This is a genomic window from Streptomyces sp. NPDC091287 (assembly GCF_044768525.1).
In the GTDB taxonomy this organism is placed as follows: domain Bacteria; phylum Actinomycetota; class Actinomycetes; order Streptomycetales; family Streptomycetaceae; genus Streptomyces.
Genome location: NZ_JBIVUV010000035.1, coordinates 1 through 18,995 on the forward strand (window position 1 = coordinate 1; position 18,995 = coordinate 18,995).

General features: G+C 69.7%; 16 protein-coding genes and 1 riboswitch. Of the genes, 11 read left to right on the plus strand and 5 right to left on the minus strand.

Features of this window, described 5'->3' with window-relative positions:
- The coding region (locus ACIQRW_RS37195) for an ATP-binding protein (protein WP_403769502.1) at positions 1-1,694 on the minus strand (1,694 nt) is incomplete at its 3' end.
- Between the two features lie 287 nt (positions 1,695-1,981).
- On the opposite strand from ACIQRW_RS37195, the gene ACIQRW_RS37200 reads away from it, so the two are divergent.
- From ACIQRW_RS37200 to ACIQRW_RS37210, 3 genes are all read left to right on the plus strand, one after another.
- Complete coding sequence (locus ACIQRW_RS37200) at positions 1,982-2,551, plus strand: C40 family peptidase (RefSeq protein ID WP_403769505.1); 570 nt, start codon at positions 1,982-1,984, stop codon at positions 2,549-2,551.
- A 55-nt stretch (positions 2,552-2,606) separates the two neighbouring features.
- The gene (locus tag ACIQRW_RS37205) at positions 2,607-3,761 is read left to right on the plus strand and encodes a S1 family peptidase (protein ID WP_403769508.1); all 1,155 of its coding nucleotides are present in this window, start codon (positions 2,607-2,609) and stop codon (positions 3,759-3,761) included.
- Positions 3,762-3,981: 220 nt separating this feature from the next.
- The gene (locus ACIQRW_RS37210) at positions 3,982-4,596 is read left to right on the plus strand and encodes a M23 family metallopeptidase (protein ID WP_403769511.1); all 615 of its coding nucleotides are present in this window, start codon (positions 3,982-3,984) and stop codon (positions 4,594-4,596) included.
- A 623-nt stretch (positions 4,597-5,219) separates the two neighbouring features.
- On the opposite strand, the gene ACIQRW_RS37215 is transcribed toward ACIQRW_RS37210, so the two are convergent.
- From ACIQRW_RS37215 to gcvT, 4 genes are all read right to left on the minus strand, one after another.
- Entirely contained in the window at positions 5,220-6,605 is a 1,386-nt protein-coding gene (locus ACIQRW_RS37215) for an L-serine ammonia-lyase (protein WP_403769514.1), read from the minus strand.
- Positions 6,606-6,906: 301 nt separating this feature from the next.
- Complete coding sequence (glyA, locus tag ACIQRW_RS37220) at positions 6,907-8,166, minus strand: serine hydroxymethyltransferase (protein WP_018959977.1); 1,260 nt, start codon at positions 8,164-8,166, stop codon at positions 6,907-6,909.
- A 19-nt stretch (positions 8,167-8,185) separates the two neighbouring features.
- Entirely contained in the window at positions 8,186-8,563 is a 378-nt protein-coding gene (gcvH, locus tag ACIQRW_RS37225) for a glycine cleavage system protein GcvH (protein ID WP_010060008.1), read from the minus strand.
- A 143-nt stretch (positions 8,564-8,706) separates the two neighbouring features.
- Positions 8,707-9,831, minus strand: a complete 1,125-nt coding sequence (gcvT, locus tag ACIQRW_RS37230) for a glycine cleavage system aminomethyltransferase GcvT (protein WP_403769517.1) — start codon at positions 9,829-9,831, stop codon at positions 8,707-8,709.
- Between the two features lie 174 nt (positions 9,832-10,005).
- Positions 10,006-10,103: riboswitch (glycine riboswitch) on the minus strand.
- 175 nt (positions 10,104-10,278) lie between these two features.
- Between gcvT and ACIQRW_RS37235 the strand changes: the two genes are divergently transcribed.
- The 8 genes from ACIQRW_RS37235 to ACIQRW_RS37270 all read left to right on the plus strand — a co-directional run bounded on the left by ACIQRW_RS37235 (position 10,279) and on the right by ACIQRW_RS37270 (position 18,992).
- On the plus strand, positions 10,279-10,971 hold the full coding sequence (locus tag ACIQRW_RS37235; RefSeq protein ID WP_403769520.1) for an AAA family ATPase: 693 nt from the start codon (positions 10,279-10,281) through the stop codon (positions 10,969-10,971).
- A gap of 70 nt (positions 10,972-11,041) precedes the next feature.
- On the plus strand, positions 11,042-11,812 hold the full coding sequence (locus tag ACIQRW_RS37240) for an enhanced serine sensitivity protein SseB (RefSeq protein WP_403769523.1): 771 nt from the start codon (positions 11,042-11,044) through the stop codon (positions 11,810-11,812).
- A gap of 167 nt (positions 11,813-11,979) precedes the next feature.
- A complete protein-coding gene (locus ACIQRW_RS37245; protein ID WP_403769525.1) occupies positions 11,980-12,807 on the plus strand; it encodes an enhanced serine sensitivity protein SseB C-terminal domain-containing protein in 828 nt (275 codons plus the stop codon).
- 241 nt (positions 12,808-13,048) lie between these two features.
- Positions 13,049-14,719 carry an ABC transporter substrate-binding protein gene (locus ACIQRW_RS37250; protein WP_403769528.1) on the plus strand — a complete coding sequence of 557 codons (1,671 nt, stop codon included), beginning with the start codon at positions 13,049-13,051 and terminating at the stop codon, positions 14,717-14,719.
- 85 nt (positions 14,720-14,804) lie between these two features.
- A complete protein-coding gene (locus ACIQRW_RS37255; RefSeq protein ID WP_097868514.1) occupies positions 14,805-15,809 on the plus strand; it encodes an ABC transporter permease in 1,005 nt (334 codons plus the stop codon).
- Between the two features lies 1 nt (position 15,810).
- Positions 15,811-16,773 carry an ABC transporter permease gene (locus tag ACIQRW_RS37260; protein ID WP_403769532.1) on the plus strand — a complete coding sequence of 321 codons (963 nt, stop codon included), beginning with the start codon at positions 15,811-15,813 and terminating at the stop codon, positions 16,771-16,773.
- 6 nt (positions 16,774-16,779) lie between these two features.
- On the plus strand, positions 16,780-17,772 hold the full coding sequence (locus ACIQRW_RS37265) for an ABC transporter ATP-binding protein (protein ID WP_050362362.1): 993 nt from the start codon (positions 16,780-16,782) through the stop codon (positions 17,770-17,772).
- Complete coding sequence (locus tag ACIQRW_RS37270; protein ID WP_403769535.1) at positions 17,769-18,992, plus strand: ABC transporter ATP-binding protein; 1,224 nt, start codon at positions 17,769-17,771, stop codon at positions 18,990-18,992. Before ACIQRW_RS37265 ends, ACIQRW_RS37270 begins: the two co-directional genes overlap by 4 nt.
- Positions 18,993-18,995 lie beyond the last annotated feature (3 nt).

Here is an 18,995-nt window from a genome sequence, read left to right on the forward strand (position 1 = left end):
CGATGGTTCCCGGAGGACTCCGCGACGCGCAGGGCGTCGCGGCAGTAGGCGTCGGCCTCAGTGAACCTCGTGGCCAGCATGAGGGCCTGCGCCATCGAGGCGAGCGCCTGGGCGCGCTCGCGCGGCGCCCAGCTGGGGGCATGCCGCACGGCCTCCCGACACGCGCCGAGCATCTCGTCGCTGGAACATCCCGCTGCCCACAGGTACCGGCCGAGCCGCTCGTACAGCACCGCGGCGCGCACCGGCGAGCGTCCTGCGTCGACGACGTCCAGCACGCGCCGTATCCAGGTGACGGCCGCCGTCGCGTCACCGTCGAGGTAGGAGACCTCCGCCAAGTGCATGCGCAGCGAGTCGCGGTCCACCGGCAAGGACATGTCGACGGTTGCCAGGTCCGACCACAGGGTCTCGGCCCGCGCGAAGTGATGCCGCGCCTCGGACACCGCTGATACGTCGTGGGCGGCGAGGCCGGCACGCAGATGCGCAGCGAGCGCGGATTCGCGTTCCTGCGCCGCGTCGAAGTGATGAGCCGCCTGTGCCCACAGTCCGAAGCCGTGCTGCGGGGACAGATGCGGATGCGAGACGAGCGTCGTGGCGAGCGCCCGATGCTGTCTCTGCCGGTCTCCGGCCAGCATCGTGCTGTACAGCACCTCGCCCATCAGTGGATGGCGCAATGCGTAGTCACCGCTGCCGGGCTGCGGCCGGATGAGGTGATGCCGGCCTGCACGGTGCAACGCCGCCAGCAGTGCCCGCTCCTCCACGCCCGTCACCAGGGAAAGCAGAGCATGACTCATCTGCCCTCCCGCCACCGCGACGGCATTCACCACCGCCCGCACCTGTGCGTCGAGTGCGTTGACCCGGGCGGTGAGAATATCCGTGAGCGTCGTCGTCGGAAGGTGTGGGCCCGGAGGCGACAGACAGAGCTGTTCCAGTGCCAGTGGGTTGCCCCCGGCACGTTCGACGACGGACGCCACCCGGGTGTCCGCCGTGTCCGGACCGAGCAGGGCGCGAACCAGAACTCCGGAAGCGTCCGCGTCCAGACCGGTCAGACGCACCCGGTGGGCTCCGAGCAGCTCGAGCTCCGCCGGCCAGGAACAGGATGACGGTGCCTTCGGTGGTTCGTCGTCGCGGTACGTGCCGATCACCAAGGCACCCCTTGGCCGGCCGGTGCGTACGAGATGGGTGAGCAGGGCCTGGGTGGAGGGGTCACTCCAATGAAGGTCCTCCAGAACGAGAACCAGACGACGGCCCACGCAGAGGTCTCCCAGCGCCTGGGCCGTGGACACGACACGCGGCACACTCTCCTCACCCGGCGGGAAGCCCGGTTCCTCGCCTTCGGACCTCAAATACCGTGCGAGGGCGTCCACAGCCGGCTCGGCTTCCGGCTCTGCGGGGGCCTGCCCGTATCTGGCCACTGCCTCCCACAGCGGTGCGTAGGGCAGCAATTCGCCGTGGCGCGGTATGCATCCCCCGCGGAGGAGAAGAGGGTCGCCGTGCTCGGCCCCCTCCCGGTTTCCGGTGACACCGTTGGCCAGGAACTCCGCTACCAAGCGGGACTTGCCGACTCCCATGTCTCCGCTGACCAGCACCACACGGCTGTGCCCGGCCACAGCAGCCGCGAACTGTGCCTTCAGCACGGCAAGTTCCGCCGACCGTCCCACGAACCGCCCACGACCATGCGACATGTCGCCCAGCATGCCGCTCTACATGATCCTGTCAATAGACGCTCTTCTGAGCTGAGTTGAAACATGTGTGACCAAGGATCGAACACGGCCGGTAGAGGCGGACGCAGGGCGATGTAGGTCGAAGTGCCTATACCTGGTGTCGGTTCCTTGCATGCCTACTGAATGCGTCGGCTCAGCCGTGCGGCTGTCGGCTCGTCAAAGGACCGGCGAACGGCCTCTGACGTCCCGCCCCGGCGCCTACGGTCCTGCCGGTCGACGCACCCACGCGCCTGCCGGCAGTCGAGGAAGAGGAGAGAAGCATGTCCCGAAGAATAAACAGGTCCCTGGCAGCGGTGACGCTGCTGGCACTGTCCGGGCTCGCCGTCCCCCAGGCGGCGGCGAGCACGGTCTCCGACAGCGGCGGCCGGACCGTCGCGTCCGAGACCGAGGTGGCAACCCTCTCCGCCGTGCGGTCGGCGGTCGTCCGTGCTGCGAAGAACCGGCTGGGAGTGCCCTACAAGCTGGAGTACGGCTGGACCTGCCGCGAGACGGTGATGGACTGCGAGTGCTTCAACCGCAACGCCATCTGGCACGGCACCAAGAACGCCACCGGCCGCGGTCTCCAGCTCAACTACTGGTTGCAGGGGCAGATCAACCAGGGGCGCAAGGTCGCCACCCCACGCCCGGGAGATCTGGTCTTCTGGGACACCAACAAGCGTGACGGCATCCGCTACGGCGGCGACCTCGACCACACGGGCATCTACATCGGCAACGGCAAGGCCATCAACGCCAACGCCTACTACGGCAAGGTCGTGACACAGAGCGTCACCCTCGGCGGTACCCAGCCCGATCCCCTCTTCGTCGACGTCCTCGGGCCGAACGGCTACTGACCACAAGCCTGTTGCGTCCCGGCTCGACCACACGCCCGACAAGAGAGGAACGACTGTGCGCACAGCCACCGTGTCCCGCCTGCTCGCGGGATCACTCGCCGCCCTAGCGCTCGTCGGCATACCCGGCACGGCCGGCGCCGCCGACTCCGGCGGTCCGGCCGTCACGGACCCGATGTTGCACGCCATGGCGAAGGACCTCCGCACGACTCCCCAGCAGGCAGGCGAGCGGCTCGAACGCGAGGCAGAAGCCGCCCGGACCGAACAGGGACTGAAGGCAGCGCTCGGGAAGGATTACGCCGGCGCATGGTTCGACAACGACAGCGGCCGGCTCGTCGTGGCCGTCACGGACGCCACCAGAGCCGGAGAAGTGACCTCCGCAGGTGCCGCACCACGCGTGGTGCGGAACTCACTGGCACATCTGAACGCCGACAAGAACCGCCTTGACGCCTTGGCCGACGGACGGACCGTCCCGCAAGCCGTGACCGGCTGGTACGTCCACACGGTGGGCAACAGCGTCGTCGTGGAGGTACTGCGTGGCCACACCTCCACGGAAGAGGTTCGGCGGTTCCTCAGCGAAGCACGAGCGCGGACCGGAACTGTCCAGGTTGCCGAAGTGGACAGCCTCATGCGCCCCGAGTACAACGTCGCCGGCGGCGCCTACTACTCGGTGGGCGGCAAAGCCTGCTCCGTCGGCTTCAGCGCACGGGGAGCGGACGGAGGCAAGAAATTCGTCACCGCGGGCCACTGCACCCGCCCAGGCGGAACGGTCTACGGCTACAACGGAGCCTTCCTCGGCAAGACCAGCGGCAGCGTCTTCGGCAACCGCGGAGACTACGGCAAGGTCGACGTCACCAGCGGCAACTGGACCCTGAAACCCTGGGTCAACACCTGGCCCGACGTCCGCATCGTGCACGGCTCCCAAGCCCAGCCCGTAGGGGCGTCCGTATGCCGCTCCGGCTGGAAGTCCGGCTGGCGGTGCGGGGAAATCATCGCGAAGAACCGGACGGTCAACTACGGCGGCGGAGTCGTCGTCGAGGGCCTCACGAACACCACCGCCTGCAGCAGCCCCGGCGACTCGGGCGGCGCCCACATGAGTGGCGGCCAGGCCCAGGGCATCCACTCGGGCGGCCCCTCATCCGGCTGCGGCGCCCTTTTCCAGCCCCTCAACGAAGTGCTCAACACCTACAACCTGCGACTGGTCGTCGGCTGAGCGCACCGCGCACCCTCCGTGACTCGGCCTGCGGACCGGACGTGCGCTTACGTACCGCCACACCATCCCCGTTCGGACTCCCCGGTGGCCACGTACCAAGAACTCCGGGAGAGAGCTCTCAGCACCTCTGCGGCAGCGTGTCGGGGCCGCCGGAACTCCCACACCCGCATGGAGCACCGCACACCGACATCCGCCTCTCGATTCACCGGAGGGTACCCACATGCGTTTTGTCATGGGCGCGTTCGTCAGCCGACTCGCTGTGACGGCCACGGCCGTCGCCGCACTGTCGCTCACCACCGCCATCGGCGCCTCCGCGGCGCCCGCTCCCACCGCGCCCACGCCGGCCGCCGTCTCGTCAGTTGAAGCGCAGGCGAGCCTTCCGGCAGGCACGTGGTGGGGTGTGGAGGGCGGCAGGACCACCGCGAACTACAACCAGTTCTTCTCCGGCTACAAGTTCGGCTGCAACGGCGACCAGCGCCACAAAGGCGTCGACGTCGGTGCCCCCACCGGCAACCGCATCTACGCATGGGGCGCGGGACGGGTCGTGGGGCGCGGTTACGACGCGGGCGGCTACCACCGCTGGATCCAGGTCTACTTCCCCTCCGTCAACATGAGCCTGACACTCGGCCACCTCCGCGACGGGTCCGAGATGAAGATCGGCACCACCTTCGCTAAGGGCGCCCGCTGGGCGACCGTGGGCACCAAGGCAGACGGGCTGAACCACGCCCACGTGCACTTCCGTGCCGCCCGCGGAAACCACGGAGCCGCCCCCATCGGCCCCTGCGAGGACATGAACCCCTTCGTCGTCTGGGACGCGCTGGGCCTGCCTTCCTGACCTCCCGCCCGAGCGGCCTCCCGTCGGCTCCCGTGATCCTGAGCCGAAGCCGTGGGCCGGCGGGGAGGCGTGGTGGGTGGGCAGGGCAACGGCTAGGTCGTGTCCGCAAAGTCTCGTCTGGCCCACGACGCCTGGCACGCACTCTCGCGGCGTTGCCGAAATGCCCGAGTAGCTCCGCTACTAGGACACTCCGGCGCCTTGCGAGAGCACGCACCAGACGCCGCGGGCCCCGCCCAGAGGGCGGACGACGATACTTTGCGGACACTCCCTAGGGCGTGTTTCGAAAGTAGCGCCGTCCGCCCGGAGGGCGGGCCCGGCGGCGTCTGGTGCGTGCGATCGCAAGGCGGAGGGTCGCCCCGATACTGGATGTATCGGGGTGATCCCGACAACGCGGCGAGCGGACACTGCTCGCAAGGCTGTCGCTGGAGCCGTACTCATCCACGAAGGCGCCGTGGCCGTCTCGTCCCACACGGACGTCAATGTGGCGGGGATGGTCGCACAAATCGATGGAGAAGGGACTTTCGCGTCTGTCCCAGGGCCGATCCAGGGACTTTCCGCCGTGCAAGCAGGGAAGGCCCTGACAGCGCTGAAAGACACGAACGCGCTGGTCAGGGCCCATCTGCCTAGCACTCGATGATGTTCACCGCGAGCCCGCCCCGCGCCGTCTCCTTGTACTTCACGCTCATGTCGGCCCCGGTCTCCTTCATGGTCTTGATGACCTTGTCGAGGGAGACCTTGTGGCTGCCGTCGCCCCGCAGCGCCATCCGCGCCGCGGTGACCGCCTTCACCGCCGCCATGCCGTTGCGCTCGATGCAGGGGATCTGGACGAGGCCGCCGACCGGGTCGCAGGTCAGGCCCAGGTTGTGCTCCATGCCGATCTCGGCGGCGTTCTCCACCTGCTCGGGGGAGCCGCCGAGGACCTCGGCCAGGGCTCCGGCCGCCATCGAGCAGGCGGAGCCGACCTCGCCCTGGCAGCCGACCTCGGCGCCGGAGATCGAGGCGTTCTCCTTGAACAGCATGCCGATCGCACCGGCCGCGAGGAGGAAGCGCACGACGCTGTCCTCCTTCTCCGTCTCGGTGCAGCCGCCGGCCGCGAAGTTCATGTAGTAGTGCAGGACGGCGGGGATGATGCCCGCCGCGCCGTTGGTGGGGGCGGTGACCACGCGGCCGCCCGCCGCGTTCTCCTCGTTGACCGCCATCGCGTACAGAGTGATCCACTCCATGGCGTGGGCCTGCGGGTCGCCCTCGGCGCGCAGCTGGCGGGCCGAGTTCGCGGCGCGGCGGCGGACCTTGAGGCCGCCGGGGAGGATGCCCTCGCGGGACATGCCGCGCGAGACGCAGGCCTGCATGACGCGCCAGATGTCCAGCAGCCCGGAGCGGATCTCCGCCTCCGTGCGCCAGGCCAGCTCGTTCTCCAGCATCATCGAGGAGATCGAGAGACCGGTCTCCCGGGAGAACCGCAGCAGTTCGTCGCCGGTGCGGAAGGGGTGTTTGAGGACCGTGTCGTCCGGGACGATCGGGTTCTCCCCGGCCACCGCGTCCTCGTCGACGACGAAGCCGCCGCCGACCGAGTAGTAGGTCTTCTCCAGGACCGGGGCGCCCTCGGCGTCGTACGCGAGGATCGTCATGCCGTTGGCGTGGTACGGGAGTGCCTTGCGGCGGTGCAGGACCAGGTCCGCGTCGAAGTCGAACGGGATCTCGTGCATGCCCAGCAGGTTGATCCTGCCGCTGCCGCGGATCTCCTCGACCCGGCCGTCGGCGGACTCCACGTCCACGGTCTGGGGCGACTCGCCCTCCAGGCCGAGCAGGACCGCCTTGGGCGTGCCGTGCCCGTGGCCGGTCGCACCGAGGGAACCGTACAGCTCGGCCCGTATCGAGGCGGTGTGTGCGAGCAGGCCCTCGTTCTTGAGGCGGCGCGCGAACATCCGGGCGGCGCGCATCGGGCCCACCGTGTGGGAGCTGGACGGGCCGATGCCGACCGAGAAGAGGTCGAAGACCGAGATGGCCACGGGAGTACTCCTTGGGGTTGGAAGACGCCGTTGTCTGCCTGGGTGGTGCGGGAACGGGCCGGGTGGTGCGGAACGGGCCGGGGTGGGGCCCGCGGGTCAGCAGGTCAAGCGGGTCAGGCGGGTCAGGCGGGTCAAGCGGGTCAGGCGGGTCAAGCAGGTCAAGCGGGTCAAGCAGGTCGAGCGGGTCAAGCGGGTCAAGCGAGGCAAACGGTGGAGCGGGGGACACGGGTCGGGGCACCGCGCTCACTCTCCTCAGTGTGCGCGGTGCCCCGTCCGAACGTGCGGAACCGCAGGCCAGGTGTTACTTGAGGCCGGGGTACAGCGGGAACTTCTCGGCCAGCGCGACCACGCGGGCCTTGAGGTCGTCCGCGTCGTAGGACGGCTTGAGGGCGGCGGCGATGATCTCCGCGACCTCCGTGAAGTCCTCGACGCCGAAGCCGCGGGTGGCCAGCGCCGGGGTGCCGATCCGCAGGCCCGAGGTGACCATCGGGGGGCGCGGGTCGTTGGGGATGGCGTTCCGGTTGACCGTGATGCCCAGCTCGTGGAGCCGGTCCTCGGCCTGCTGGCCGTCCAGCTCCGAGTTGCGCAGGTCGACCAGGACCAGGTGCACGTCGGTGCCGCCGGAGAGGACGGATACGCCCACCTCGGTGACGTCCGGCTGGACCAGGCGCTCGGCCAGGATCCGCGCGCCGTCCAGGGTGCGCTGCTGGCGCTCCTTGAACTCCTCGCCCGCCGCGATCTTGAACGAGACCGCCTTGGCCGCGATCACGTGCTCCAACGGGCCGCCCTGCTGGCCCGGGAAGACCGCGGAGTTGATCTTCTTGGCGAGCTCCTGGGTGGAGAGGATCACGCCGCCGCGCGGACCGCCGAGGGTCTTGTGCGTGGTGGTGGTGACGACATGGGCGTGCGGCACCGGGTTGGGGTGCAGACCGGCCGCGACCAGGCCCGCGAAGTGCGCCATGTCGACCATCAGGTACGCGCCGACCTCGTCCGCGATGCGGCGGAAGGCGGCGAAGTCCAGCTGGCGCGGGTAGGCGGACCAGCCGGCCACGATCAGCTTCGGCTGGGACTCCTTGGCGAGGCGCTCGACCTCCTCCATGTCCACGATGCCGCTCTCGTCGACGTGGTACGGGACCACGTTGTAGAGCTTGCCGGAGAAGTTGATCTTCATGCCGTGGGTCAGGTGACCGCCGTGGGCCAGGTTCAGGCCCATGATCGTGTCGCCCGGCTTCAGCAGCGCGAACATCGCGGCGGCGTTCGCCTGGGCGCCGGAGTGCGGCTGCACGTTCGCGGCCTCGGCGCCGAACAGGGCCTTGATCCGGTCGATCGCGATCTGCTCGACGACGTCGACGTGCTCACAGCCGCCGTAGTAGCGGCGGCCCGGGTAGCCCTCGGCGTACTTGTTGGTGAGGACGGAGCCCTGTGCCTCCATGACGGCGACCGGAGCGAAGTTCTCCGAGGCGATCATTTCGAGGGTGGACTGCTGACGGTGGAGCTCGGCGTCGACGGCGGCGGCGACGTCCGGGTCCAGCTCGTGGAGGGAGGAGTTCAGAAGCGACATCAGGGGGTCCCTTAAGGTCTCAGTTGCCGGAGAACGCGGTGTACTCGTCGGCGGAGAGCAGATCGGCCGGCTCCTCCGCGACGCGCACCTTGAACAGCCAGCCGCCCTCGAAGGGAGCGGAGTTCACCAGCGAGGGGTCGTCCACGACGTCCTGGTTGGCCGCCGTCACCTCACCGGTCACCGGCGAGTACAGATCGCTGACGGACTTGGTCGACTCCAGTTCGCCGCAGGTCTCGCCCGCGGTCACCGTGTCGCCGACCTCCGGAAGCTGGGCGTAGACGACGTCACCGAGCGCGTTGGCCGCGTACTCCGTGATGCCGATGGTGGCCACGCCGTCCTCGAGGGCCGACAGCCACTCGTGCTCCTTGCTGTACCGCAGCTGCTGGGGGTTGCTCATGACCTGAATTCTCCTGTACGCGGGGGAGTGCTGATGAACGGTGGTCTTACGGTGTGAGACGGAGGTACGTCACTCGCGTGACGCCCGCACGCGGTGAGCGTGATGCCCGCACGCGGTGAGAAGGCCCGGATTCTCCCGGGACGTCACTTCTGGCGCTTGTAGAACGGCAGCGCGACGACCTCGTACGGCTCGTGCGTGCCGCGGATGTCCACGCCCACGCCCTCGGTGCCCGGGGCCGCGAAGGCCGCGTCCACGTAGGCCATGGCGATCGGCTTGCCCAGCGTCGGGGACGGGGCGCCGGAGGTGACCTCGCCGATCACCTTGCCGTCGGCGACGACCGGGAAACCGGCGCGCGGGACCCGGCGGCCCTCGGCGATCAGGCCCACCAGCTTGCGCGGCGGGGCGGTCTCGGCGCGCTCGGCGGCGGCGGTCAGGGCCTCGCGCCCGACGAAGTCGCCCTCCTTCTCGAACTTCACGACCCGGCCCAGACCCGCGTCGAACGGGGTGAGCGCGGTCGTCAGCTCGTGCCCGTACAGCGGCATGCCCGCCTCCAGGCGCAGCGTGTCCCGGCAGGAGAGCCCGCAGGGGATCAGGCCGTGCGGGGAGCCGGCCTCGGTCAGCGCCCGCCACAGCTGCTCGGCGTGCTCGGGCGCCACGAACAGCTCGAAGCCGTCCTCGCCGGTGTAGCCGGTACGGGCGATGAGCGCCGGGACCCCGGCGACCGTGCCCGGCAGGCCCGCGTAGTACTTCAGCCCGTCCAGGTCGGCGTCGGTGACGGCCTTCATGATGGCGGGCGACTCGGGCCCCTGGACCGCGAGCAGCGCGTACGCGTCCCGGTCGTCGCGCACCTCGGCGTCGAAGCCGCCGACCCGGGCGGTCAGCGCGTCCAGGACGATCTGCGCGTTGCCCGCGTTGGCGACGACCATGTATTCGGGGGCCTCGGTCTCGCCCAGGCGGTAGACGATCAGGTCGTCCACGATCCCGCCGTCCTCCTGGACGATCATCGTGTAGCGGGCCCGGCCGTTGCCGACGGTGGCGATGTTGCCCACCAGCGCGTAGCTCAGGAAGGCGGCGGCCCCGGGCCCGGTGACGGTGATCTCGCCCATGTGCGACAGGTCGAAGAGTCCGGCCCGGGTGCGTACGGCGTTGTGCTCGTCGCGCTCACTGGCGTACCGCAGGGGCATGTCCCAGCCCGCGAAGTCGGTCATGGTGGCGCCGAGCGAGCGGTGCAGTGCGTCGAGGGCGGTAAGACGGGGGGCAGTGCTCATGGATACGGCTCCAGGGCATGACGACGTCAGGACGAATCCTCCCCATCTGTCATCGGAACCTGAGAGGTTCGCCGATAGCCCCCGACGGGGTATGCCCCTGGAGGGCGCCCCGGATCAGGGGGCTCGGCTTGCACCTTGGGTGGAGCCGCGGAACGGCTCGCTTTTCAGATCTGCCTCATCCACGCGGTACGGGGCCTGAGAGATTCAAGGGAGGATCTTGCTCCTTCGGCGCCCGGCTCACACTGTGGCCGGAACTCTCCCGCGCGGATTCGAACGGCCGGTATGCAGTTGGCGGGGTCATCATCGCATGCATTGGGGGAGAGTGGGGGGCCCGGTCCCCACGCAGGTGAATACGGCTACAACAGGCCCTGACACGGTTGTGCCTCATTGCCTTTTCTTTACACTTCAGGGGCAGGCGTGGGGGACACGACGGCAGGGGGATGGGCGATGACGTTGCAGCGGTCGGCACCGACCGCGGGGGTCGCGCACGGCGCGATGCCCGCACAGCCCGGCGCTCCCGCGCGGGAGCTGCTGACGGGAGGCGCTCCGGTGGTACGCGACCTGCGCGGGCGCACCGCCTGCGGCCCGTACAGCCTCGACCTCACCGCCGGTGACGTCGTCGTGGTCTCCGGGCTCCCCGGCAGCGGGAAGTCGACCCTCATCCGGCGGGCCGCGCAGGGCCGCGCCATCGACTCCCAGAACACCCGCGACAGCTGGGCCGCCGCCCTGCCCCGTTTACTGCCCTACGCCCTCTACCGCCCCCTGGTCCGCGCCGCGCACTACCTCGGCCTCTGGAGCGCCCTGCGCTCCGGTGAATCCGTCGTCGTGCACGACTGCGGCACCCAGACCTGGGTACGCCGCTGGCTCGCCCGGCACGCCGAGAGCCGGGGCCGCACCCTCCATCTGATCCTGCTCGACGTGACACCCGAGGTGGCGCGGCAGGGACAGCGCGAGCGTGGGCGCGGCGTCTCCGGCTACGCCTTCGCCCGCCACCGGCACGCGGTCGCCCGGCTGCTCCGCGACACCGAACAGGGGCTGCTGCCCGCCGGCTGCACCTCCGCGGTGCTGCTGGACCGCGAGGCCGCGGGAGCGCTCGGCCGGATCTCCTTCACGGCCGACGAGGCTTCCACCGCCCGCTGACCGTTAAGGTGCTGGCCGGAGCAGAGGCCGCCGGGCGCGGCCGAGGCGGTGGAGAGAGGGCACAGAGGCAGTGGACATTCCGGCACCCGCACCGGCACACCCCCAGCAGGGGTGGCCCGCCAACGAGCTCGAAGAGGTGCTGACGGCCTCGCTCGGCGTCCCCGACGCGGGCGGCCGCCTCGTCGAGGTGCTCGGCCGCAGCTCCGTCTGGGTGCCGCTGCCGAACGGCGGCACCCCCGCCAGCGCGGACCTCGACCTGCCGATGATGGAGATCGACGGCGCGGCCTTCGTCCCCGTCTTCAGCTCCGAGGCCCAGTTCCTCAGCTGCGTCGGCAGCCACATGTCCTTCACCGTCGCGCCCGCCCGCGACTTCGCCCGGGGCCTGCCCCCACAGGTCGGCATCGCCGTCAATCCGGGCGGCGCGGTCGGCATACCGCTTCCGCCGCCCGCCGTCGCCGAGCTCTGCCGGGCCGGCCGCACCGCCCTGGACGGGCCCGCCACCGGCGGCCGGGTCCGGCTGTTCGAGCCGGACTGGCAGCACGACCCGGTCGACTTCCTCACCGCGGTCTCCGAGGAGTTCGGGGCCACCGGAGTGGTGAGCACCGCACGCCGGGCGCTGGCCAGCATCGAGGGCGGCGACCCGGTCCTCTTCGTCGGCGTCGAGTTCGTCACCTGGGACGGCGCGGGACAGAGCGCGCCCATGGACGCCATCGGCCGCGCGCTCGGCCGGGTCCAGGTGCCCTGGCCGGTCAACCTGGTCCTGCTGGATGTGGCGGAGGACCTCGTCGGCGACTGGATGCGGGAGAAAGTGCGCCCGTTCTACCGGCGCGAGGGCCACTGATCCACCGCCGCGAGGACCACTGACGGCGACGGGACCGGGCACCGCCGGACCAGGGCGTCAAGTCGGTGCCAGAATCGGCGCATAAGCTGGTTTGATGGCGTGGTCGCTCCCGTGTGCCCGGGAGCGGTGGCGCGAACGCGACGGATCGACGAGGGGCGGAACCCAGGGTGAGTGCGTCAGGCACCGCGGCGGCCAGTGGGGCCTTCCCCGATCGAGCGGAGTCGAGTGCCTCGGGGAAGGTCGAGCACATGCTGCGCCAGGTGACCCCGGGGCGTTACGACGCCTACGAGGCGCTGCTCGCCGCGGTAGCCGAGGGCCGGGTCTGGATGCTGCTCTGGCACGGCACGGCCGGCTCACCGGACGCCCAGTACGGGAACATGGAGATCGACGGCCTGGGCTACGCCCCCTGCGTCACCTCCGCCCAGGAGCTCTCCGCCAGTGGCTGGAACCGGGCCCACGAGCTGGTCACCGGACGCGACATCGCCCGCGCCCTGTTCCCCGACCGCTGGGGCATCTGGCTCAATCCGCACGCCCCCGGCGGCGGCGTCGGCATTCCCTGGCTCGACCTGCGGCGCATCGCCACCGGCCTGGACCGGCTGCCCGCCGGACCGCTCCGGCTCTCCGACCCCGCCATCGAACTCCCGCAGTTCTACGCCCTGCTCACCCAGAACGCCCACCGCACCCCCGCGATCCGCTCGCTGCGCCGCGCCTGGGTGCACCCCGCGGTCGGCGTCCCGTATCTCGCGATCGGCCTCGACCTCTACGACACCGGCCGCGCCTCCGTCGAATCGGTGCGGGAGATGATGCGGCAGTCGGTCGGCGCGGTCCCCGAGGGGCTGCCCGTCTCCACCGTCGCCCTGTCCGACGAGTACGACCCGGTCGGCATGTGGCTGCGCGCGAACGCCCGCCCCTTCTACGACCGCGAGGCGCACGCCCCCGCCGGCCCGCCGCCTCTCGCCGCCCCCGGATACGGCTACCCGCCCCAGCCCCGCTGAACTGCGCCGAGCGGGTGGAGCGGTCGGGCGCTGCCCTCCGCCTCCGGTCACCCTCCGTCGAACACCCCTCCATGTCCGGCTTGTTAACCGCCCGCGTGAGGATGTCCCGGAACTGGACGGTTTGTTAACTGTCCGGGTCTCGACTAGGTCTCACCGCTATCCGGACTGTTCTCTTGCGGCAGGCACCGTCTGTAGTGTGCGGCCATCAAACCTCACCACATGGCGAACCAGGGGTGGACCCATGCGCATATTCAAGTCCCGGGCTGTCCGGGCGGTCACGACAGCGGTCGCTGTCGCTCTGATCGCCACGGGCTGTTCCAGCGAGCGGGACGAGGGCGGCTCCAAGGGGGGCGAAAAGGACACCTTCGTCTTCGCCGGAGCCGGTGACCCCGGTTCCCTCGACCCGGCCCTCGCGAGCGACGGCGAGACGTTCCGCGTCACCCGTCAGGCCTTCGAGGCGCTCCTGGAGCACGAGCCCGGTGGTAGCAAGCTCGTCGGCGGCCTCGCCGAGAAGTGGTCGAGCGACCCGGCCGGCAAGGTCTGGACGTTCAACCTGCGCCAGGGCGTGAAGTTCCACGACGGCGAGGCGCTCAACGCCGCCGCGGTCTGTGCGAACTACGACCACTGGTTCAACTGGAAGGGCACGTACCAGTCCAGCGCGGTCTCCTACTACTGGCAGACCATCATGGGCGGGTTCGCGAAGAACGAGGACGCCGAGGCGCCCAAGCCCAACTACAAGTCCTGCACCGCCAAGGACGACAACACGGCCGTCATCGAGGTGAACGAGCCCTCGGCGAACCTGCCGGGCGGGTTCTCCCTCCAGGCGCTGGCGATCCACTCGCCGAAGGCCATCAAGGAGTACGAGAAGCAGGACGCGACCGCCAAGGGCGACGCGATCACGTACCCCAAGTACAGCCAGGAGGCAGGCACGGTCGCCGGCACCGGCCCGTACAAGATCACGAAGTGGAACAAGGGGAACAAGGAAGTCTCCCTGACGCGCTTCGACGGCTACTGGGGCGACAAGGCCAAGGTGAAGAACCTGGTCTTCCGCACCATCTCCACCGAGGAGACCCGCCGCCAGGCGCTCCAGGCGGGTGACATCGACGGCTACGACCTGGTCGCGCCGGCCGATGTGACGACGCTGGAGAAGGAGGGTTACGAGGTCCCGACCCGTGACGTCTTCAACATCTTCTACCTCGGCATGAGCCAGTCGGCGAACCCGGCGCTGAAGAAGCCCGAGGTCCGTCAGGCGATCACGCACGCCATCGACCGCGAGAACCTCGTCAACACCCAGCTGCCCGAGGGCGGCAAGGTCGCGACCCAGTTCATGCCCGACACGGTCGCCGGCTACTCGGACAAGGTGAAGACGTACCCGTTCGACACCGCCAAGGCGAAGGACCTCCTCAAGCAGGCCGGTGCGGAGAAGCTCACCATCGACTTCTGCTACCCGACCGAGGTCACCCGCCCGTACATGCCTGCCCCGCAGGACATGTTCGAGCTGATGAAGGCCGACCTGGAGAAGGCCGGCATCACCGTCAAGCCGAAGGCCATGAAGTGGGCCCCGGACTACCTGGACGCCACCGAGGCGGGCTCCTGCGCCCTGCACATGCTCGGCTGGACCGGTGACTTCAACGACGGCTACAACTTCATCGGCACCTGGTTCGCCGGGCCGGACAAGCAGTGGGGCTTCAAGGACCAGAAGGTCTTCGACGCCGTGAACGCCGCTTCCAAGGTCACCGACCCGGCCGCCCGCACCGCGGCGTACCAGAAGGCCAACGAGGCGATCGCGGAGTACGTCCCGGGCGTGCCGATCTCGTCGTCGCCGCCGGCCATCGCGTTCGCCAAGAACGTCAACCCGCCGAAGGTCTCCCCGCTGACGCAGGAGAACTTCGCCGAGGTCTCCTTCAAGTAATCGCACACCAGCGGGTCCGCCCGGCCACAGCAACCAGGTGGCCGGGCGGACCCGCATCGACGCACGTGAGAAAGGGGCATGCGGGGTGCTGCGACTCGTCGTAAGAAGACTTCTCCAGCTCATTCCCACCCTGCTCGGCCTGTCGGTCCTGCTGTTCCTCTGGCTGAACCGACTGCCCGGCGGACCCGCCTCAGCGATCCTGGGCGAGCGGGCCACCGAAGCCGAAGTAGCGAGAATCAACAGGGCACTCGGGCTCGACGAGCCGGTCCACGTCCAGTACTGGCGGTTCCTCAAGCGCATCTTCGAGCTCGACCTCGGAACCTCCACCCAGACCGGCCAGCCGGTGTGGGACGAATTCACCCTGCGCTTCCCGGCCACCGTGGAGCTCAGCGTCGCCGCGATCCTGATCGCCGTGGTCGTGGGCATCCCGATGGGCTACCTGGCGGCCAAGCACCGCGGCGGCTGGCTGGACGTCGCCTCCGTCTCCGGATCGCTGCTCGGCATCTGCATCCCGGTCTTCTTCCTGGCCATGCTGCTGCGCGGGATCTTCTCCGTGGAGCTGGGCTGGTTCCCGAGCCAGGGCCGGCTCACCACCGGACTCAACGCCACCGACATCACCGGATTCGCCGTCCTGGACGGTTTGTTGACCGGAGAGTTCGACGCCAGCTGGGACGCGATCATGCATTTGATCCTGCCCGCCGTCGCCCTGGCCTCGATCCCGCTCGCCGTCATCGTCCGGATGACCCGCGCCAGCGTCCTGGAGGTCCTCGGCGAGGACTACATCCGCACCGCCGAGTCCAAGGGCCTCGACAAGAGGACCGTGCGCGGGCGCCACGTACTGCGCAACGCCCTGCTGCCCGTGATCACCGCGGTCGGCCTGCTGACCGGCAGTCTGCTCTCCGGTGCGGTGCTCACCGAGTCCGTCTTCGACTTCGGCGGCATCGGCTCCTTCATCCGTACCGCGATCGACGGCCGCGACTACCCGGTCCTCGTCGGGTTCATTCTCTTCATCGCGATGGTGTACGTGCTGATCAACCTGCTGGTCGACCTCGCGTACAGCATCATCGACCCGAGAGTGCGGGTGCACTGACGTGACGATCCTGACCAACAAAGCAGACAAGATCGACCGTCTCGCCGAGCTGACGCAGAGCTCGGAGACCGTCACCGGCAGCAGCCTGTGGCGCGAGGCTTTCCGCCGGATGCGCTCCAGCAAGATGGCGATCATCGGCGCGGCGATCATCGCCGCGTTCATCCTCGTCGCGATCGTCGGACCGATGCTGGCCCCGCACGGAGCCACCGCGCAGAACTGGCGCAGTGAGGTCTTCCCCAACCAGGGCAAGTTCGTCGGCATGCGCGGCGAGAACTGGTTCGGTCTGGACCACCTGGGCCGCGACATGTTCTCCCGCTGGCTCGTCGGGGCCCGGCAGACGCTGCTCGTCGGTGTCGTCTCCATGCTCATCGGACTGATCGTCGGCGCGCTGGTCGGTGTGCTCTCCGGAGCCGCCGCCACTCTCGGCGGCAAGGTCGGCCAGCGCGTCGACACCGTGATCATGCGCTTCACCGACATCATGCTGTCGCTGCCCTCGCTGCTGCTCGCGGTCTCCATCGCCGCGGTCCTCGGCCAGTCGCTGACCACCGTGATGATCGCCGTGGGTGTCGTCCAGATCCCCATCTTCGCCCGCCTGCTGCGCGGTTCGATGCTGGTGCAGGGCGGTGCGGACTACGTGCTCGCCGCGAAGGCGGTCGGCATCCGGCGCAAGCGGATCGTGCTCACGCAGATCCTGCCGAACTCGCTGAGCCCGGTGATCGTCCAGGCCACGCTGAGCCTGGCCACCGCGATCATCGAAGCCGCGGCCCTGTCCTACCTGGGCCTCGGCAACCCCGACCCGGCCGTTCCCGAGTGGGGCGTGATGCTCTCCCAGGCGCAGCGCTTCTTCGACAACGAGCCGATGATGGCCGCCTATCCGGCCGTCGGGATCATCATCACCGCCCTCGGCTTCACCCTGCTCGGCGAGGCCATGCGCGAAGCCCTCGACCCGAAGTTGCGAGGCTGAAGTCCCATGTCACTGCTCTCCGTTGAGGAACTCAGCGTCACCTTCACCGCCCGCGGCCGCAAGGACGCCACGGCCGTGGACGGTGTCTCCTTCGAGGTCGACCAGGGCCAGGTCGTGGGCCTGGTCGGCGAGTCGGGCTGCGGCAAGTCCGTCACCTCGCTCGCCCTGATGGGGCTGCTGCCCCGCAAGGGCGTGCGTGTCGGCGGCCGTGCCGAGTTCGACGGCCAGAACCTGCTGACCATGAACGAGCGCAAGCTCCGCGACCTGCGCGGCAGCCAGCTGGCGATGATCTTCCAGGACCCGCTCTCCTCGCTGAACCCGGTCGTCCCCATCGGGATCCAGGTCACCGAGATCCTCCAGCGCCACCGCGGGCTGAAGGGCGAGAAGGCCCGCAAGGAAGCCGCGTCCCTGCTCGACCGGGTCGGCATCCCCGACCCGGACCGGCGGCTCAAGGAGTACCCGCACCAGCTCTCCGGCGGTATGCGCCAGCGGGCGCTGATCGCCATGGCGGTCGCCTGCGCCCCCCGGCTGCTGATCGCCGACGAGCCGACGACCGCCCTGGACGTGACCATCCAGGCCCAGATCCTGGAGCTCCTGAAGGAGCTGGTCGACCAGGAGGGCACCGCCCTGCTGATGATCACGCACGACCTCGGCGTCGTCGCCGGCCTCTGCGACGAGGTCAACGTCCTGTACGCGGGACGGGCGGTGGAATCGGCGGGCCGCCGCGAGCTGTTCGCCCACCCCACCCACCCGTACGCGCACGGGCTGCTCGGCTCCATCCCGCGGCTGGACGCGCCGCGCGGTGAGCCGCTGCACCCGATCCGCGGGTCCATCAACGACAAGATCGCCTGGGCCGACGGCTGCGCGTTCGCACCCCGGTGCGACCACTACACGATGGAGTGCCTCACCGGCACTCCCGAACTGACCGAACCACGCACGGCCGGACACCAGGTGCGCTGCGTCAACCCGGTCCTGCCCAAGGCGGAGGTCCCGGCATGAGCCTTCTCGAACTGGACGGCGTCAAAGTCCACTTCCCGGTCAAGAAGGGCCTCCTCTTCGACCGTACGGTGGGCCACGTCTACGCGGTCGACGGCGTCTCGCTGAGCGTCGAGGCCGGTCAGACGTACGGGCTGGTCGGCGAGTCGGGCTGCGGCAAGACGACGCTCGGCCGCGCGGTCCTGCGGCTGAACGACATCACCGAGGGCGGGGTCGTCTTCGACGGCACCGATCTGGCGAAGCTGCCCTCCGAGGAGATGCGGGTCTTCCGCCGCCGCCTCCAGATGGTCTTCCAGGACCCGCTGGGCAGCCTCAACCCCCGGCAGAACATCGAGTCCATCCTCGCCGAGGGCATGGCCGCCCACGGCATCGGGAAGGACGCGGCGGAGCGCCGGAAGAAGATCGAGTCCATCCTCGCCAAGGTCGGCCTGCCGTCCAACGCGATGTCCCGCTACCCGCACGAGTTCTCCGGCGGCCAGCGCCAGCGCATCGGCATCGCCCGCGCGCTGGTGCTGGAGCCGGACGTGATCATCTGCGACGAGCCGGTGTCCGCGCTGGACGTCTCGGTCCAGGCGCAGGTGATCAACCTGCTGGAGGAGCTCCAGGAGTCGCTGGGCCTGACCTACCTGGTCATCGCGCACGACCTCGCCGTGGTCCGGCACATCTCGGACGTCATCGGGGTGATGTACCTCGGCGGGCTCGTCGAGGAGGCCCCGAGCGACGCGCTGTACGCGGGGCCCCGGCACCCGTACACCAAGGCGCTGATGTCGGCGGTCCCGGTGCCCGACCCCGAGGTCGAGGACCGCCGCGAGCGGATCCTCCTCCACGGCGACCTGCCCTCCCCGGCGAACCCGCCGACCGGCTGCCGGTTCCACACCCGCTGCCCGTGGGTGCAGGAGACCAAGTGCGCCACGGAGCGCCCGCCGCTGCTGGACACCGGCGACGGGCACAAGGTGGCCTGCCACTTCACGGCCGAGATCGAGGCCGGAACGGTGAAGCAGACCCTGGCCACCGGCATCGAGGCGGTCACCGGCACGGAAACGGTGGCGGCCGAGGCGGTGGAGACCGCGGAGGCCGAGGCCCCCGCCGAGGAGCCGGCGAAGGCCGAGGCCCCCGCCGAGGAGCCGGCGAAGGTCGAGGCCCCCGCCGAGGAGCCCGCGACCGTACCGGCCCAGGCCGACGCGGACGCCACCGAACAGACGGAGGACAGCCCCAAGGCGTAGGAC